Raw genomic sequence first — 16,449 nt, 5'->3', positions numbered from 1 at the left:
GCTGGTGCCGGCGGTGCTCGCGCGCGCCGTCACGCCGCCGATGCGCAGGCGCGGATCGGGGCAGATCGTCAACATCGGCTCGGTCCTGGGAGCGATCCCCTACCCATGGTTCGCGGCCTATTCGAGCAGCAAGGCCGGGCTCGCGGCGCTGAGCCAGGGGCTTCGGCGCGAACTGCTCGGCAGCGGCGTGGCGGTCACTCACATCAATCCGCGCGCCGCGCGCACTGCCTTCAACAATGGCGAGGTGAACCGTTTCCTGACGCTTGCCGGCATGAAGGCGGATGCGCCGGAATGGGTGGCGCAGCGGATCGTCGCGGCTATCGCGGCCCGCAAGGAGACCGTGAGCATCGGCGCGATGGAGCGCGTCTACGCCGCGCTCAACGCCATTTCCCCCAAACTCGTCGATGCCGGCCTGTCGCCCCAGATCCGCAAGGCACAGGCCGAATTCGGCTGACTGTAAATCCCAGAACAGAAAGGACGCGTTACCATGCGCAAGCATACCCTGCTGAGCTTCCTGGTTGCCCCCGTCGCGGTTGCCGCCATGCCGGTCGCCGCCCACGCCGACATGGCCTCCGACGTCAAGGCGGTGAACGATGGCTGGGCCCACATCACGTACGAAGTGCAGGGATCCAGCACCCAGACCAAGGCGCTCGACCAGTTGGCGCATCAGGCGGCGGTGATTGTCGCGCGTTATCCGGGGCGGGCGGAGCCGCTGTTGTGGCAGGGCATCATCACCAGCGAGCAGGCCAACCGCGCCAACTTCTTCCACAAGCTGGGCCTGGCGACGCAGGCCCGCGACCTGATCGCGCGGGCCTATGCGATAGACCCCCGCGCCGCGCAGGGCGGGGCCGCGCTCAGCCTCGGTGTGCTCTACTACAAGGTGCCGGGTTCGCCTCTGGCCTGGGGCGATGACGACAAGGCGGCAAGGCTGCTCAAGCAGGCCCTGTCGGTCGATCCCAATGGGCTCGATTCCAACTATTTCTACGGCGACTACCTGCTCAAGCAGGGCGACAAGGCCGGCGCGCGCGCATATCTGCAGAAGGCCCTGCGGGCGCCCCATGATGCGGCGCGTCCGATCTGGGACGCCGGGCGGCGGCGCGAGGTGCGGGCGCTGCTGGGCAAGGCCGCGTGATGCGCGCGAGCTTGCGCCGTGAACCCGGCCGCCTGTGGCCATGAGCCTGGCGCGCGCCCTTGCCGGTCAACTGGCCCCTCCGCGCGGCCGATACGGTCGCTGGCTCGGGAGGGCCATGGACATTGCCAATCGCAGGCCGATGCAACGGGCGGTGGACCTGCTGGCTCCGGCCGCAGGGGAAACCATCCTCGACGCAGGCTGCGGCACCGGGGCGGCGATGGCGCACATGCTTGACCGCGCGGATTGCCGGCTGATCGGCGCCGACCTCTCGCCGACGATGATTGCCGCCGCCCGGCGCCGTCTGGGCGGGCGGGCCGGCTATCTGACCGCATCGCTGGCCGACCTGCCGCTGCCCTCGGTAAGTCTGGATGGCGTGCTCGCCCTCAATGTCCTCTATTTCGATGACGACGGACAGGGCATGCTGCGGGCGATGCATCGCCTGCTGCGCGGTGGTGGCAGGATGGTCGCCTATGTGACCGCGCGCCCCACTATGGAAGGCTGGGCGTTTGCGCGGGAGGGTCTGCACCGCCTCTATGTCGCCGGGAGCCTGCGAACCGCGTTCCTGTCCGCCGGATTTGCCGATGACCTTCTGGAGATCGAGGAAGTTGCCATAGGCCCCGGCATCGACGGGCTGCTGGCCCGCGCCGGAAAGCAGTCGGCGCCGGTCTGAACTGCCTCCGGGGCCTCCGTTGCCGGAACGGGGGCATTGCCATCGAAACACCATCGACGCGGGCATGACGGAGGGCTAGAGGCAAGCCCATGACAACCCAGATCACGATCCGCCGCCCGGACGATTGGCATGTGCATCTTCGCGATGGCGAGATGCTGAAAGCGGTCGTCGGCCATACCGCGCGCCAGTTCGCGCGGGCCATCGTCATGCCGAACCTGACGCCGCCGGTCGTCAACGTCGCGGCGGGGCTGGCCTATCGCGACCGCATCGTCAGCGCCGTGCCGGCGGGGATGGACTTCACCCCGCTGATGGTCTTCTACCTCACCGACGATGCCGATCCGGCCGAGATCGCGCGCGGCTATGAAGAAGGCGTGTTTGCCGCCTGCAAGCTCTATCCCGCCCATGCCACCACCAATTCGGCCCACGGCGTCACCGACATCCGCAAGCTGACCGGGGTGCTGGAAACGATGCAGCGCATCGGCATGCCGCTGCTGATCCACGGCGAGGTCACCCACCGCGAGGTCGACATCTTCGACCGCGAGGCGGTGTTCATCGAACAGATCCTGGCACCGCTGGTGCGCGACTATCCCGCGCTCAAGATCGTGCTGGAACATATCACGACGGCGGAGGCGGCCGATTTCGTGGCGGAAAGCGGGCCGCAGATCGGCGCGACGATCACCCCGCAGCACCTCATCATCAACCGCAACGCGATCTTCGATGGCGGCATCCGGCCTCATGCCTATTGCCTGCCGGTCGCCAAGCGCGAGCGGCACCGCCTGGCCGTGCGCAAGGCGGCGGTATCGGGTTCGCCCAAGTTCTTCCTCGGCACCGACAGCGCCCCGCACGAGATCGGCCGCAAGGAATCGGCCTGCGGCTGCGCTGGCATTTTCAACGCACCCTACGCGCTCGAAAGCTATCTGCAGGTCTTCGAGGAAGAGGGCGTGCTGGACCGCTTCGAAGGGTTCGCCTCGGAACACGGCCCCCGTTTCTACGGCCTGCCGCTCAACGAGGGCACGGTGACCCTGCAGCGCGAAGAGGTCAGCGTTCCGGAAAAGATCGTCGACGGCGATATCACCCTGGTGCCGTTCCACGCCGGTGAAACCATTCGCTGGCGCTTCATCGGCTGATCGTCCCGGCCGCGCCCGCGGTCAGGCGGCGTCCGGCTCGCTCGGGAAGCGGGCCTCGGCGACAAAGGCGGCGACCGTGGGCGAGCGTTCGTCCGCGCGGGTCGCGAGCGCGAGCGAGACCATCGGGGAATCGCCTTCGAGGTCGTGATAGGTCACGCCCTTGAACGAGGCCTCACGCATCGATTCCGGTACCAGCGCCACGCCGAGTTCGGCAGCCACCAGCGCGAGGACCGAGGCGACCTGCGGGGCGGACTGGCCGAGCATGGGCTCGAACCCGGCGCGGCGGCAGCCTTCGAGTGTGGCATCGAACAGTGTCGGGCCCAGCGCGCGCGGGGTCAGGATGAACGGGTCGTGGGCGAGCTGCGAGAGCGAGATCGGCTCGCCATGCGGCATGCGGGCCGAGGCCAGCGCCGCGATCAGCGGCTCGTCGGCCAGGTGGAACAGCCGGAGGTCGCGCTTGTCCACCGCGTCGGGGCGCAGGAAGGCGACGTCGAGGCTGCCGTTCTTCAGCCCTTCGACCAGACCGATCGAATTGTGCTCGGCCAGGCTCAGCTCGACATCGGGAAACCGCCGCCGATAGATGCGGATCGCCTGCGGCACGCGCGGGTTGAAGGCGGCCGATCCGGTGAAGCCGACGCGGATGCTGCCGGTCTCCCCCGCCGCCGCGCGCCTTGCCGCGCTCACCGCATCCGCGACGATGGCGGGAATCGGGCGTACCCGTTCTTCGAAGGCGCGTCCCGCGTCGGTCAGTTCGGCCCCCTGGGGAATGCGGTGGAACAGCGGGGTGCCCACTTCCGCCTCGAGATCCTTGATCTGATGGCTGAGCGGTGGCTGCCCGATGCCGAGGCGCTGGGCGGCGCGGGTGAAGTGCCGTTCTTCGGCGACGGCGAGAAAATAGCGGATATGTCGAAGTTCCACGGCGCGCCCGCTCCACGTCATATAAAAAAAGTATCAAGATCGCCTTTATCATGAATTGGACAGATAGGCCGCGCAAGCGCATTTCGCCGTCAGGAGATTTGATATGGCAAGCGTGGCGATCGATATGGGTAGGACAGCGGGTGTTGCCGCAAGCGGGGGCAGCGCGCGCATGCACGCCGGTTGGAACTGGGACGCCCCCCAGCGGACATCGGCGCTGGAGCCGGTGGTGTTCCTGCCGGGCCTGCTCTGCGACCAGGCCCTGTGGCGCCGTCAGATCCATGCGCTGGCCGATGTCGCCGCACCGATGGTCGCGGACCTGACGCTGGATGATACCGTCGGCGCCATGGCCGAACGCACGCTTGCGGTGGCGCCTTCGCGCTTCTCGCTCGTCGGCCTGTCGATGGGCGGCTACGTCGCGCTGGAGATCATGCGCCGTGCGCCGGAACGTGTCTCGCGCCTCGCGCTGATCAATTCGAGCGCGCGCGGCGACAGTCCCGAGCGGACCGAACAGCGCCGCGTGGCCATCGAATCACTGCGCCGCGGCAAGTTCGTGGGCGTGACCCACAAGCTGCTGGGCCAGCTTGTCCATCCCGATCACACCACCGGGGCGGTGGCGGACGAGATGCGCGGCATGGCCTCGCGCGTAGGCGGCGAGGCGTTCATCCGCCAGCAGCATGCGATCATGACCCGTCCGGACTCGCTGGACGGCCTTGCCAAGATCGCGGTGCCGACCATGGTGGTGGTGGGTGACGGGGACCGCATCACCCCGCCCGAGCACGCCCGCGAGATCCACGAGCGGGTGGCGGGATCGCGCTATCACGAGATCGCCGCCTGCGGCCACATGGCCGCGCTGGAGCATCCCGAGCAGACCAATTTCCTGCTCCGCAACTGGCTGGCGCAGGACTGAAAGCCCTCGTAAATCCGAGGATTTTCAACGAAAAAAGGGGAGACAGGACCAGCCGTCCCGTCTCCCCTTTTCCGTTTCAGCCTTGGGCCTGTCAGCCGTTCAGCTTGTCCTTGAGCGCCTTGGCCTGCGTGAAGCCGAGCTTACGCGAAGCGGCGATCTGGATCGTCTCGCCGGTCGACGGATTGCGGCCTTCGCGGGCAGCGCTTTCCTTGACCTTGAACTTGCCGAAGCCGGGCAGGTTGACTTCTTCACCGGCGGCAGCAGCGTCGGCAATTGCAGCGAAGACGAGTTCAACCGCCTTCTTGGCATCGGCCTTGGTGGAGCCGTTGGCTGCGGCAATCTTTTCGGCCAGATCCGTCGTGTTCATAGCGTTCCTTTCACTTGCGAACTTCACTCTCATAGATGGCGGCGCGGCTTGCCGCTATGTCCTCTCGGCAACTTTCACCGCTTCTCCCACAGAACTTGGCGTGTCGAATCGTGGAAAACGTGGTTTTTTTGTTATCGGCATGGGTCTGAACGGGGCTGGAGGGCTCATTTCGGCCTGACCTCCCGCCATTCGAGGCGCGCGGTGCCGTGCGCCGGGATGACGATTTTCCACGTCGCCTGCGTGCCCAGCACTTCGACCTGTGCCTTGGTTCTTGCCTTGATCGGCACGACCCGGGTTTCCGCGGGGTGCCGGATCTTCGCCTCGAAGCGGATCGGCCAGGGGTGCGCGTTGGCGAGGGTGAGGCGGGTCTGTGTCCAGGCCGGGGCGCCGCTGTCCGCCGCCTTGCCGTCTTTCGTGTTGCCGCGCCTCGTATGGCCCTGCCTTTCCGGGCCGGAACCGACCGCTGCGAGCGAGGCAGTGACCTTGTTGTCCCGGTTGATGGCGATATCGATGTCCTGCCCTACCGCGGCATCGTCCAGCGTGCCTTGTCCGGCGAGCATCGGCTGTCCCGCCAGCGGTTCGAAGACGACCACCTGGCCGGCAGGCAAGGCCCGGCCAAGGCCGTTCTTCACGCTATTGCGCCCGCGCAGATGGCGCGTGACCGGGACCGTGCCGCGCTGGCTCGACCAGAATTCGGCGACATGGTGCGCGGAGAGCGCGACCTTGGGCAGTTCGAACATTGCCACCTGTTTCTGCGCCATCGCGGCGACCGTGGTCGGCATCGGCACCCGGTAGAGCCTGAGGTCGCCAAGTCCTTCCTCTTGCACGGTGACGGGAGCGGGCGGCGGCGGGGGAGGAGGCGGTGGCGGGGGCGGAGCGCGCATGGCGGTGACGACGATGTCGGCGACCGGGGGCGGCGCATAGGCCATCGCAAGCGGAGGCGGAGGCGGAGCGGTGAAGTAGCAGTGGAATTCCAGCGATTGCCCGCTCGGCGAACTGGGGACATCGCTCTTGCGGTTGACCTTGCCGCCCACCACTGCCGTCTCGGCATCGGCAAAGCTGGTGGGGTCGGCGTTGGCCAGCGTGACCCAGGCGAACATTCGGGCGCTTTCGGCCCCTGCCCCGACCCCTGCCATGGTGAGCACGTAGTTGGCCTGCCAGTCGAAGCCCCAGGCGAGGTAGGAGAGCGAGATCGTCACGCGCCGGGCGGCGGTGCTCGCCGTCTCCACCGAGAGCGTCGGCCGCGCGGAGAGGCCGGGGGGAACCGCGTCGTAGACCAGTTCGTCCTGCGTCGTGCCGCAATTGGCCGTCTCGAACCCCGCGCGCGTCTGCACGATCACCGTGCCTTCGGGGCCGGAGCGGATCACCGCGCGTTCCTCGCGGATCTGCCCGCTCATGGGATCGGTGCGGCGCAGCAGGACCGGGCGGCCGAGGCTGCGCGCGTAGAGATTGCCGGGTGAGAGCAGGTCGGCGTCGAGGTTCTTTTCGCTCACCCCGTCGGGCAGGCCGGAGATGATGGCGCTTTCGGGCAGCATTCCGCCCGCCACCCCTTCGAAGCGGATCACCGCGCGACCTTCGGGGATCTCCACCGTGCGCTTTTCGGTGACCAGCGCATAACCCTCCAGCCAGCCCAGGTTCATGCCCTGTCCGGGGCTGCGATAGGGCGCACGGTAGATCGTCACCGCCACGCTGTCGGGCGCGGGCGAGGTGACGACCTCCTGCGCCGCTGCCGGTCTGGCCGGGAACAGGGCCAGAAGCAGGGCCGCGAGAGGCAGCAGGAGGCGCATGGCCGCAGGCAACCGGGGTGTCAGTACCGCGTGTCGAACTGGGCGGTGAGCGTGACTTCGCCGCCCGCGGGCACCGCCACCATCCACACCCGCTCGTCCTGCGAGCGCTGCTGGCCGGTCTGGCTTTCACTGGGCACGCGCACGTCCCAGCCGCTCCAGCTACGGTCGAGCCCGGCCTGCACCAGTTCGACCGTCACTGGTTCGGCGCGCGCATTGGTGAGTGTGTAGCTCATCGTCGTGCGCCAGTACGTGGGCGAGGATTCGACCTGAACCAGCGTGGGCGGCTTGCCGCTCACGGTGACCCGGTAGCGGGCACTGCGCTCCCACTCGTCGCTCTGGATCCGCTCGCGCCTGACCAGGGTGGGCTTGACCTTGACGTCGAAGGCCTCGCCGGTCTTGATCGCGAGCGTCGATCCCATCGGCGTGTGGGGAATGGTGTTTTCGCCGATGAACTGCGGCTGTCCCTGCGCATCGCGCATGTAGACGCGCACCGTGCCCTGGGGCAGGGCATCGCCCAGCCCGGCGGCCCGGGCCGTGGAGAAACGCAGCACCGTGTCCACGCCTTGCGGGTCGTTCGACTGGCCGGACCAGGCATTGCGGAAGGTGTAGCCCTTGGTCGCGGGAACGCCCGCGGTGTCGAGGAAGCCGACCTGCTTCTGCTGGGCATTGGCGACGGTGGTGCGTGCCGCGATGGGATAGACGTAATAGTCGCCCAGCTGTTCGCGCGCGGCGCTTTGGGTCCCGGCGCGATTGCCCGAGGGACGCGCGGGCCGGTAGCCGTTGCCATCATCGTCGTCTTCGTCGTCGTCGTCGCTGCCCGCCGGTTTACCGGCGACCAGCAGCACGCGGGCATTGCCGAAGCCGGTGCCGCTGGAATTGGTCAGGGTTATCCAGCCCTGCATGTCGAGCTTTCCGGCCTTTTCGTCGAACAGGGCGACATAGTCCGCCTTCCAGCCGAACGCGCGTGACAGGTAGCTGAGCGTCACCGGGCGGCGGCCCGCGCGGCTGCTGTCGAGCGTGACGGAGAGCGTGGGGCGCGCGCGCAAGCCTGGCGGCAGGCTGGGGAAGACCACCCGCTGGCCGCCGAGGATCTCGATCCGGTTGCCCACGCGCACGATCGTGCCGTTGTTGTTGGCAAGGACCTCGGCGGGTTCGCTGGTCTCGGCGCCGGTGGCGGGATTTGTGCGCACCAGCGTGACGGTCTGCCCCACCGCCTTGTCCATCAGCTTGTCCGGGGAGAGCAGATCGTAGTCGAAATTTTGTTCGACCACGCCCGCGCCTTCGGCCTGGATCGACACGGTTTCGGGCCGGATCGCGGCGGAAACGTCCGGGAAGTCCTGCTTGCTGCGGCCCGAAGGCAGCGAGAGCTGGCGGGTATCCTGGATCAGCGCAAGGTTGTTGTTGTAGATGGTGATCGAGACGTCACCTTGCGCATTGGCCCCATCCGCCTGCGCCCCGGCCGCCCCGGAAACCGCAAGGCTTGCCATGACTGCCAGCGCCGCCGCGCCGTTCCATCCGAAGCTGCGCATCCGTGACCGCTCCCTCTCGCCAATTCAGGCCGATGAGTTCCGGTCACGAGGGCATCTGTCAAGTGACAATGATGGAAATTCGCAGCACCAATTCAGCAACTTGAGGGCGCCGGTGAACGGGCGCCCTCACTGTTACTTCCAGGCCAGCCCGAGTGACTTCTGGATCGAGACATAACCCGCCGTCAGCTGGGCGCGGGCAGAGACGAGGTTCTGTTCGGCGCTGTTGCGGTCGCTGCGGGCATTGAGCAGGGCGATGCGGGTGGCGGTTCCGGCGGCAAAGCGCTGGGCGGCGAGCGTTTCGGCCTCGGCCGCCTTGTCCCGCGCGCGGGCGAGTTCGGCAACCTGGATGCGGCCCTCGCGGTAGCGGGCAAGCGAGTCCTCGGCGTCCTGCAGCGCCGTCAGCACCGCGCCGCGATAACGCGCCTCGGCCTCGTCGCGCACGGCCTCGGCCTTGGTGACCTTGGCCTTGTTGCGGCCGAAATCGAGGAAGCTCCAGCTCAGCTGCGGTGCGGCCAGCCCGACAAAGTCATCGAGATTGGTGAGGTCGCCGAACTTGGTGCCGCCGATGCCGATCAGGCCCATGAACGAGAGGCGCGGGAAACGCGCGGCTTCGGCCTGCCCGATCCTGGCGGTGTCCGCCGCCAGCGTGCGCTCGGCCTGGCGGACATCGGGGCGGTGGGCGATCAGGCCGGCGGGATCGCCGACGGCAACCGTAGCGGGAGGCAGGGGAATGTCGCCAGACGTGCCCAGCGCGGCGTCGAGGGCCCCCGGTTCCTGGCCGGTCAGCACCGCAAGCGCATTGCGATAGGCGTCGCGGTCCGCCTTGAGCGGGGCAAGCCGGGCGCGGGTGGTGGCCAGCTGGCCTTCGGCCTGACTGACCTCGCTCGCCGTCGCGGTGCCCGCGCCGCGGCGCTGGCGGGTGAGACCGAGCGCCTCTTCCTGCAGCGCGATCGACTGTTCGCCAAGGGCGATGCGCTGCTGGCGATCGCGCAAGTTCAGGTAGGTGCTGGCGACCTGGGCCGAGAGGCTGACCTGCACGTCGGCAAGGCTGGCATCGCTGGCCTCGTAGCTTGCGCGGGCGGCTTCGATGGCGCGGCGCTGGCCGCCGAACAGGTCGACCTCCCAGCTGGCGTTGACGCCCAGGTTGTAGAGATTGAGGTCGGAACTGCCGCCCCCGCCGCCACTTCCGCTGGCGTCTCCCGAACCGCCCCCGTCTCCCGAATTGCCACTGCTCGATCCGAGGTCGAGACCGGGCACATGGGCATGGGCATACATGGCGGACGCGCTGGCCTTGGGCGCGCGGTTCGCGCGTTCCTCGCCCAGCGAGGCGGCGGCCTGCCGCAGCCTCGCCTCGGCGGCGGCGACGTCGGCATTGCCGGCAAGGGCCTTCGCTTCGAGATCGTCGAGCGCGGGATCGCCGAGGGTCTTCCACCATTCCGCAACCGGCGGGGCGGTGCTGACCGCAGCGGCATCGGCGCGCACGAAGGCGGTGTTTTCGACCGGGGCGGCCTTGGGCGGTCCGGCATAGTTCGGTCCGACGGTGCAGCCCGACAAGGTGGCCGCCAGCGTTGCGGCAAGCAGCGGCAGGGTATGGTAGGAGCGCATGGGTATCCTCAATGTCCGGTCGCCAGCGGGGCGTTTTTCGGAAGCGGGCGCAGGAACAGGACGAGTGGAATGACAAACATGATGCCCACCGACATCATCCAGAACATGTCCGCATACGTCATCGCCAGCGCCTGGATCTGGATGTTGGCTTCGATCGAGCGCAGCACGCCCGCGCCTTGCGCACGGACATAGTCCTGCACGGCGAGGGAATTGGCATTGAGGCTTTCCTCCATGCGGCGGGCATGGAGCCACAGGCGCTGGTCCTGGATCACCGCGATGCCGGCGAGGGCGAAGGAGCCGCCGAGGTTGCGGGCGGCGTTGTAGAGGCCCGAGGCGTCGCCCGCTTCCTCCTTCGGCACCGAGCGGATCGCCGCCTGGTTGAGGAACATCATGCAGAACACCGTGCCCATGCCGCGCAGGAGCTGGGAATCGACAAAGTCCTTGCCGTCCGACAGCGGGGTGATGTCGGTCTCCAGCCAGGCACTCAGCGCCAGCACGGACAGCCCGAAGCAGACCGAGGCGCGAATGTCGACATTACGGATCAGCCAGGGGGTCACCGGCATCATCAGCATGACCGGGATGCCGGAAAGCATCACCACCTGTCCCGATTGCAGCGAGTTGTAGCCGGCGATCGAGGAGAGGAACTGCGGGATCACGTAGGAGGTGCCGTAGATCACCATGCCGACCACGGTGACCATGGCGACAACGCTGCCGAACTGCCGGTCGAGCAGCAGCTTGAGCTTGATCACCGGCTTGCGTGCGAAGACTTGCCCCGCCGCCAGCAGCAGGAGCCCGAAGATCGAGACGCCCGTCAGCATCACGATGAGGTCCGAGGAAAACCACTGCTCGCGCTCGCCTTCCTCCAGCACGACGGTTAGGCCGCCGAGGCCGAGGGCGAGGCCGAGAATGCCGAGCCAGTCCGCCTCGCGGATCAGGCCGAGATCGGCCTTCTGGTGCGGGATCGCCACCAGCAGCAGCGTCGCCAGCGCGATGCCGACCGGCAGGTTGAGGAAAAAGGCATAGTGCCAGCTGACGTTCTCGGTCAGCCAGCCGCCCAGCACCGGGCCGACCACCGGGCCGAGCAGCGCGGTGGCGCCGAACAGGGCATTGCCGATGGGCTGCTGGGCGCGGGGCAATCGCGTGGCCACGATAGTCATGGCGGTGGGGATCAGTGCGCCGCCGGTGAAGCCCTGGCCGACACGGCCGATGATCATCATCGTCAGCGTCGTCGAAAAGCCGCACATCATCGAGAACAGCGTGAACAGCGCCGAGGCGACCAGCAGCAGCGTGCGCAGGCCGAGCAGGCGTTCCAGCCAGCCGGACAGCGGGATGATGATGATCTCGGCCACGAGATAGGCGGTCGCGATCCAGGTGCCCTCGGTACCGCTGGCGCCGATCTCGCCCTGGATGGTGGGCAGCGAACTGTTGACGATGGAGACGTCCAGCGTCGCCATCAGCGCGCCGAGCGTGCCCGCTGCCACGGCCAGCCAGGCCGCCGCGTCCGCCGGCTTTTCGGCAGTGGGTTGCGGGGGCAGCTGGAGGGGGGCGGGCGCTCCCTCGGCCGTCACGGCAGAACCGCTCACTGGCCCTGGTTCCCCCGCGCCTTTTCCTGGTTGGAGATGGCGTGCTGCGATCCCTTGGCGTCGATGGTGTCGACCGTCACCGTCACCGAGAGGCCGGGAACCAGCACGCGGCGCGCCTCCGGCCCGGCATCGATGGCGATGCGCACCGGCACGCGCTGGACGATCTTGGTGAAGTTGCCGGTCGCGTTCTGCGGTGGCAGCAGCGAGAACTGCGCGCCCGTGCCCGGCGAGATGCTCTCGACATGGCCGCGGATCTCGGTGCCGTCGAGCGCGTCGACCTCGATGGTCGCGGGCTGGCCGGGGCGCATCAGGCCGATCTGCGTTTCCTTGAAGTTGGCGGTGACATAGAGCTTGGAGAGCGGCACCACCGACATCAGCCGGGTGCCGGCCTGCACGAACTGGCCGGTGCGCACGGTGCGATCGCCGATGCGGCCATCGACGCTGGCCCTGAGCACGGTGGAGCCGACGTTGACGTGCGCGGCGGCGAGCTGTGCCTTGGCCGCTTCGCCCTGTGCGGCGGCTTGCTGCACTTGTGCTTCCAGCGCGCCGATGCGGCGCTGCGCGGACGTGACGGCGGCGCGCTGGGCATCGGCGGCGGCGCGGGCCTTGGCGGCCTGGTTGCGCAGCGTGGCGAGGTGTTCCTTGGTCTCGGCGCCGCTGGCGGCGAGCGGGGCGTAGCGGGCGGCCTCGCGCTCGGCATAGCGGGCGTCTTCCTCGGCGGAGACCAGCTGCGCCCGCGCCTGGGCGATCGCGGCCTGCTGCTCGCCGATGGTGGCGCGCACGTTTTCGGCATTGGCCTTGGCGACATCGATCTGCGCCTGGTACTGGCGGGCCTGTGCATCGTAGTCGCGCGGGTCGATGCGCACGAGCGGCTGGCCGGCCTTCACGTCCTGGTTGTCGCCCACCAGCACCGCATCGACATAGCCTGAAATCTTGGGCGAGACGGTGACCGCATCGGCCTGGATATAGGCGTCGTTGGTGTCCTCGAAATACTTGCCGCGAGTCTGGTAATGGAACAGCCAGATACCGCCCGCGATCACGACGACGGCGGCGCCCGCCATGAGGATGCGCTTCATGCCGGATTTCGCGGCGGAGGGGGGATTCGGTTCGGAAGTGGGGGCCTGCTGATCCGAATCGGTCACGTCGTTAGCCATCAATCGCTTCTCACGCCTCTAGTGCTGCAATGCGTATATTGCATCGCAGCAGGGATGGTTGCGCACTTGCACCCAGGCGGAGCATATGGCAATGGCATTTCATATGGTCCCACAATATTTCTTGCCGTGAGTATTCGCTTCCAGACGATGGAGCAACTGCGCGATCTGCACATGCGCATGCATCGGCTCTTCAACGACCGGATGCGGGCGCAGGGTGCCTCGCTCGCCCAGCTCAAGGTGCTCCATTATATCGAGCGCTTCGGCTCGGTGCGTTCGACCGACATCTGCGATGCGCTGGGTCAGGCCCCGCGTACGGTGACCGAGGCGGTGGACGGGCTTGAGCGTGAAGGGCTGGCGCTGCGCACGCCCGATCCCAAGGACCGTCGGGCCAAGCGGATTTCGCTGACCGAGGCGGGCCGCGCCGTGATCCGCGAGGTGGAGCCGCACAAGAACGCCTTCATCGAGCAGTTCTTCGAGGTGCTGGACGACGAGGAGCAGGCGCACCTGCTACGGACATTGGAAGTGCTCAACGATCGGCTGGTCGAGATGGGCGCGCCGCGCGCATTGGGAGAGCCCGCAGGTTAGGGGGCGGAAAAGACGTGACTGCACGCACCGCAGTGACGGCGCGTCTGCCGGCCTGACGGATTACGTCAGCAAGAGGATCGTCATCAGCGCGAAGGAGCCGGTGCAGGCTACCGCAGCGCACAAAGTACGGAATTCGCATCCGCAAAAGACGGTTTCCAAGCCTTCCATGGGCCTCTCCTATCGGTCCACTCTATTGGTGGCTGCCGGCAGAATACCACGGCTTCGGGTGGCCACATAGAAAAACCCGGTGGCCCGACTTGCCCTGCAATCGAATGAATTGGGCCGCTGCTGCAGTGTCAGGCGCGAAGGCGCTTGTCATCGGCACAGCGATGCGCCCGCAGCCGCCCGAGGAGGGCGGTGCTGCGGGCGCGTCATCTGTGCTCGAAGTGGCGCTGGAACACGGTTACGAGAGTCCCAGTGCCTATGCCGCGATGTTCCGGCGCACCTTGAAACTCTCCCCCACGGCCTATGTCACTGCGCGTTCGAAATAAGACGGTTTACGTACTCGAACGGTTCATTCAGTTCCTGACACCGACCCATGCCGGACGCTCAGGCAGTAATTCGCGCTTGCCTAGTGCGGAAAGTGTCAACCGGCGCGCAAAACTGACCCCCTATCGGCGCCCAATATTGACCCCACCTTTCGGTAGTCTGGCGGTTATCCCGGTAGTCGATAGGAGGGGCCCACGGACGACGACGCGCACCGTCAGGTGTGCTGGCGGCGGCGTCCGTGGGAGGTCCCTGTTGACCCACCGGGTTAACCGCCGGGGATGGGGGTCCGGGGGAAGGGGTTTTCGGCTCAGTTCCGGTTTTTGAACCGCCAGCTGTCATTGCCCGTCTCGATGATGTCGCAGTGGTGCGTGATGCGATCGAGAAGAGCGGTGGTCATCTTGGGGTCGTGGAAGACGCTCGGCCATTCGCCGAAGGCGAGATTGGTCGTGATAATGACCGAGGTCTTTTCGTAGAGCTTGCTGATCAGGTGGAAGAGCATCTGGCCACCGGACCGGGCGAACGGCAGGTAGCCGAGCTCGTCAAGCACCACGAGATCAAGCCGCGAGAGTTGGGTGGCAAGGCTGCCGGCCTTGCCCAGGCGAGCCTCTTCCTCAAGCCGGTTCACCAGATCGACCGTATTGAAGTATCGGCCTCTGGCACCGGCGCGCACCACTGCGGCGGTGATGGCGAGAGCCAGATGAGTCTTGCCCGTGCCTGTTCCGCCGATCAGCACGATATTGCGCCGTTCCGGCAGGAACGAGCCCGTATGAAGCGAGCGGATCAGTCCTTCGTTGATCGGCGTGCCATCGAACATGAACCCATCCAGGTCCTTGATCGCCGGAAGCTTGGCTGCGGTCATGCGATAACGGATCGATGCCGCATCCCGGTGCGCCGTCTCCGCACGCAACAGGTCGCCCAACATCTCCATGACCGTTCTGTCTCGGCGGATGCCGTTGGTGACGGCATCATCGAAGGCCGCCACCATGCCCTTGAGCCCCAGCCCCTTGAGGGCGGCCATGATCTCATGCCGCTGCATCGAGGTCTCGCACGGTATCGTAGCGGCCGCAGTTCGCCTCTGGCGGATGCTTGAGCTTCAGGTTGACGACGACGTCCATAGCCTGGGCATCATGAGGCTCGCGGCGACGGGACAGGATGTTGAGGATGATCTCGTCGCTGATAGTACCGGCGCTGAGTGCCTCGCGCACTGCGGCCTCGACAGCCTCCAGGCCATCTTCGGGGACAGCGGCGAGGACGCGTACAAAGCGCCGGTCGGCATCGTCGCCCTTGCCCAACTTACGCCGCAATTGGGCCAGTGCAGGTGGGAGAGCCCAGTCCTGGAAGGGAGCACCATTGCGCAACGCACCGGGCTTGCGGGCGAGGATGGGCAGGTAGTGCCATGGATCGAAGATTGTCTGGTTCCGGCCGAAGACCCGTTCGTGTTCGGCCACGACAGCGCCGTCGCAGCGGATCACGATGCGCGTTGCATAGGCCCGCACCTGCACAGCCTGATGGGCCGCCTTTGCCATCACCGAGTACCGATTGCGATCGAAGCTCACGAGGCACGTCGAACTGGCTACGTGTTCGCTCTCGAAGAACCCGTCGAAGGGAACCGGTAGCGGTTGCAGCATCGGCCGCTCCACCTCCAGCGCTTGCGCGATCGTCATGCCTTCCTGGTCAGGATGCTGGTTGCGTTCCGCCCAGCGCCGGCACTCGGCTTCCAGCCAGATGTTCAGTTCCTCGAGGCTGGCAAAGCGCAGGCGCGGCTTGAACAGGCGCTCCCTACTGGTCTGAACCTGGTTCTCGACCTGACCCTTCTCCCACCCTGCGGCAGGACTACAGGCCACCGGCTCAACGCGATAGTGGTCCGTCATGATCAGAAACCGCCGGTTGAACAGGCATTCCTTGCCGGTGAACACCGTCGTCACCGCCGTCTTCATATTGTCGTAGATGCCGCGCGTCGGAATCCCACCGAAGAAGGCAAAGGCGCGGGCATGTGCGTCGAACACCATCTCTTGCGTCTCGCGAGGATAGGCACGGACAAATGGTGCCCGTGACCAGCAAAACCGCATATGCGCGACCTTCACGCGCATTGGCTTGCCGGCGATCTCGACGTCCTCATGGCTCCAGTCGAACTGGTAAGCCTCGCCGGGCCGGTACATCAACGGGATGAACGCCTTGGTCATATCGCCGGCGTCAACGCGACGCTCACGCTTCCAGCGTGCAGCATAGCGCCGCACAGCGTCATAAGAGCCGCCAAACCCTTCGCGCTGAAGCAGATCATGGATCCGCGTCATGCGAAGCCGGTCACGCCGGGGCAGCCCTTCGTTCTCTTCAAGCAGTTCTTCCAGGCGAGTGCTGAAAGGGCCGGTCTGCGGCCGATGCTGTTCCTTGCGCTCGTAACTGGCATCCGCGTTCGGCGCCCGGATCGCCTTGCGCACCGTGTTGCGCGACAGCCGCAAATCCCGCGCTATCGCCTTGATCGGCTTACCGTCCCGGTGCTCCCGACGGATCCTCGTAATCGTCTCCACAACCAACATCCCTGTACCCGCCGTCCGGAACCGAAACGGCGGCGCTTCTCACAATGAGATGAAGGGGG

Annotated in this window: 16 protein-coding genes (1 of these 16 cut by a window edge); 7 read left to right on the top strand and 9 right to left on the bottom strand. The window is 66.8% G+C overall.

The annotated features are described in order from the left end of the window. The 4 genes from DM450_RS22510 to pyrC form a co-directional block, all read left to right on the top strand. On the top strand, positions 1-454 hold the 3' portion of the coding sequence (locus DM450_RS22510) for an SDR family NAD(P)-dependent oxidoreductase (RefSeq protein WP_260610541.1). It extends 65 nt beyond the left edge of the window; 454 of the gene's 519 nt are visible here — the last part of the coding sequence; its start codon lies beyond the left edge, outside the window; the stop codon is at positions 452-454. A 33-nt stretch (positions 455-487) separates the two neighbouring features. Next, complete coding sequence (locus DM450_RS22505; protein WP_142639292.1) at positions 488-1,132, top strand: tetratricopeptide repeat protein; 645 nt, start codon at positions 488-490, stop codon at positions 1,130-1,132. A 115-nt stretch (positions 1,133-1,247) separates the two neighbouring features. Continuing rightward, positions 1,248-1,802 carry a class I SAM-dependent methyltransferase gene (locus DM450_RS22500; RefSeq protein ID WP_260610540.1) on the top strand — a complete coding sequence of 185 codons (555 nt, stop codon included), beginning with the start codon at positions 1,248-1,250 and terminating at the stop codon, positions 1,800-1,802. 89 nt (positions 1,803-1,891) lie between these two features. Further along, the gene (gene pyrC, locus DM450_RS22495) at positions 1,892-2,929 is read left to right on the top strand and encodes a dihydroorotase (protein WP_142639288.1); all 1,038 of its coding nucleotides are present in this window, start codon (positions 1,892-1,894) and stop codon (positions 2,927-2,929) included. A 21-nt stretch (positions 2,930-2,950) separates the two neighbouring features. Here the strand turns inward: pyrC and DM450_RS22490 are convergent, their stop codons facing one another. Then, entirely contained in the window at positions 2,951-3,847 is an 897-nt protein-coding gene (locus DM450_RS22490; protein WP_142639286.1) for a LysR family transcriptional regulator, read from the bottom strand. A gap of 124 nt (positions 3,848-3,971) precedes the next feature. Between DM450_RS22490 and DM450_RS22485 the strand changes: the two genes are divergently transcribed. Continuing rightward, on the top strand, positions 3,972-4,754 hold the full coding sequence (locus DM450_RS22485) for an alpha/beta fold hydrolase (protein WP_142639284.1): 783 nt from the start codon (positions 3,972-3,974) through the stop codon (positions 4,752-4,754). Positions 4,755-4,845: 91 nt separating this feature from the next. Here DM450_RS22485 and DM450_RS22480 read toward each other — a convergent pair whose 3' ends face one another. The 6 genes from DM450_RS22480 to DM450_RS22455 all read right to left on the bottom strand — a co-directional run bounded on the left by DM450_RS22480 (position 4,846) and on the right by DM450_RS22455 (position 12,779). Further along, the gene (locus DM450_RS22480) at positions 4,846-5,154 is read right to left on the bottom strand and encodes an HU family DNA-binding protein (RefSeq protein WP_255535886.1); all 309 of its coding nucleotides are present in this window, start codon (positions 5,152-5,154) and stop codon (positions 4,846-4,848) included. A 131-nt stretch (positions 5,155-5,285) separates the two neighbouring features. Continuing rightward, positions 5,286-6,908 carry a DUF4139 domain-containing protein gene (locus tag DM450_RS22475; protein ID WP_142639280.1) on the bottom strand — a complete coding sequence of 541 codons (1,623 nt, stop codon included), beginning with the start codon at positions 6,906-6,908 and terminating at the stop codon, positions 5,286-5,288. 20 nt (positions 6,909-6,928) lie between these two features. Then, positions 6,929-8,437, bottom strand: a complete 1,509-nt coding sequence (locus tag DM450_RS22470) for a DUF4139 domain-containing protein (protein WP_142639278.1) — start codon at positions 8,435-8,437, stop codon at positions 6,929-6,931. 132 nt (positions 8,438-8,569) lie between these two features. Further along, positions 8,570-10,042, bottom strand: a complete 1,473-nt coding sequence (locus DM450_RS22465; RefSeq protein ID WP_142639276.1) for an efflux transporter outer membrane subunit — start codon at positions 10,040-10,042, stop codon at positions 8,570-8,572. A gap of 8 nt (positions 10,043-10,050) precedes the next feature. Then, complete coding sequence (locus tag DM450_RS22460; protein WP_409529371.1) at positions 10,051-11,625, bottom strand: MDR family MFS transporter; 1,575 nt, start codon at positions 11,623-11,625, stop codon at positions 10,051-10,053. Continuing rightward, a complete protein-coding gene (locus DM450_RS22455) occupies positions 11,622-12,779 on the bottom strand; it encodes an HlyD family secretion protein (RefSeq protein ID WP_142639274.1) in 1,158 nt (385 codons plus the stop codon). The genes DM450_RS22460 and DM450_RS22455 overlap by 4 nt, the downstream gene beginning before the upstream one ends. Positions 12,780-12,905: 126 nt before the next feature. Between DM450_RS22455 and DM450_RS22450 the strand changes: the two genes are divergently transcribed. Next, a complete protein-coding gene (locus DM450_RS22450) occupies positions 12,906-13,364 on the top strand; it encodes a MarR family winged helix-turn-helix transcriptional regulator (protein WP_260610534.1) in 459 nt (152 codons plus the stop codon). A gap of 293 nt (positions 13,365-13,657) precedes the next feature. Continuing rightward, positions 13,658-13,855 (top strand): hypothetical protein, encoded by a 198-nt coding sequence (locus DM450_RS25955; protein ID WP_185928815.1) that lies wholly within the window; start codon positions 13,658-13,660, stop codon positions 13,853-13,855. A 305-nt stretch (positions 13,856-14,160) separates the two neighbouring features. Here DM450_RS25955 and istB read toward each other — a convergent pair whose 3' ends face one another. Beyond that, the gene (istB, locus tag DM450_RS22440; protein ID WP_013831348.1) at positions 14,161-14,889 is read right to left on the bottom strand and encodes an IS21-like element ISSsp4 family helper ATPase IstB; all 729 of its coding nucleotides are present in this window, start codon (positions 14,887-14,889) and stop codon (positions 14,161-14,163) included. Then, entirely contained in the window at positions 14,876-16,390 is a 1,515-nt protein-coding gene (gene istA, locus DM450_RS22435; protein ID WP_142639272.1) for an IS21 family transposase, read from the bottom strand. Before istA ends, istB begins: the two co-directional genes overlap by 14 nt. Positions 16,391-16,449 lie beyond the last annotated feature (59 nt).

It is taken from the genome of Sphingomonas sp. IC081, assembly GCF_006874585.1.
GTDB lineage: Bacteria > Pseudomonadota > Alphaproteobacteria > Sphingomonadales > Sphingomonadaceae > Novosphingobium.
This window is presented reverse-complemented; position numbering and strand designations above follow the sequence as displayed.

Bases quoted from the DNA above. Each gene is read 5' to 3' on its own strand.
- DM450_RS22505 (WP_142639292.1), top strand. From the start codon at position 488: ATGCGCAAGCATACCCTGCTGAGCTTCCTGGTTGCCCCCGTCGCGGTT.
- DM450_RS22500 (WP_260610540.1), top strand. From the start codon at position 1,248: ATGGACATTGCCAATCGCAGGCCGATGCAACGGGCGGTGGACCTGCTG.
- pyrC (WP_142639288.1), top strand. From the start codon at position 1,892: ATGACAACCCAGATCACGATCCGCCGCCCGGACGATTGGCATGTGCAT.
- DM450_RS22485 (WP_142639284.1), top strand. From the start codon at position 3,972: ATGGGTAGGACAGCGGGTGTTGCCGCAAGCGGGGGCAGCGCGCGCATG.
- DM450_RS22480 (WP_255535886.1), bottom strand. From the start codon at position 5,154: ATGAGAGTGAAGTTCGCAAGTGAAAGGAACGCTATGAACACGACGGAT.
- DM450_RS22475 (WP_142639280.1), bottom strand. From the start codon at position 6,908: ATGCGCCTCCTGCTGCCTCTCGCGGCCCTGCTTCTGGCCCTGTTCCCG.
- DM450_RS22470 (WP_142639278.1), bottom strand. From the start codon at position 8,437: ATGCGCAGCTTCGGATGGAACGGCGCGGCGGCGCTGGCAGTCATGGCA.
- DM450_RS22465 (WP_142639276.1), bottom strand. From the start codon at position 10,042: ATGCGCTCCTACCATACCCTGCCGCTGCTTGCCGCAACGCTGGCGGCC.
- DM450_RS22455 (WP_142639274.1), bottom strand. From the start codon at position 12,779: ATGGCTAACGACGTGACCGATTCGGATCAGCAGGCCCCCACTTCCGAA.
- istB (WP_013831348.1), bottom strand. From the start codon at position 14,889: ATGCAGCGGCATGAGATCATGGCCGCCCTCAAGGGGCTGGGGCTCAAG.
- istA (WP_142639272.1), bottom strand. From the start codon at position 16,390: ATGTTGGTTGTGGAGACGATTACGAGGATCCGTCGGGAGCACCGGGAC.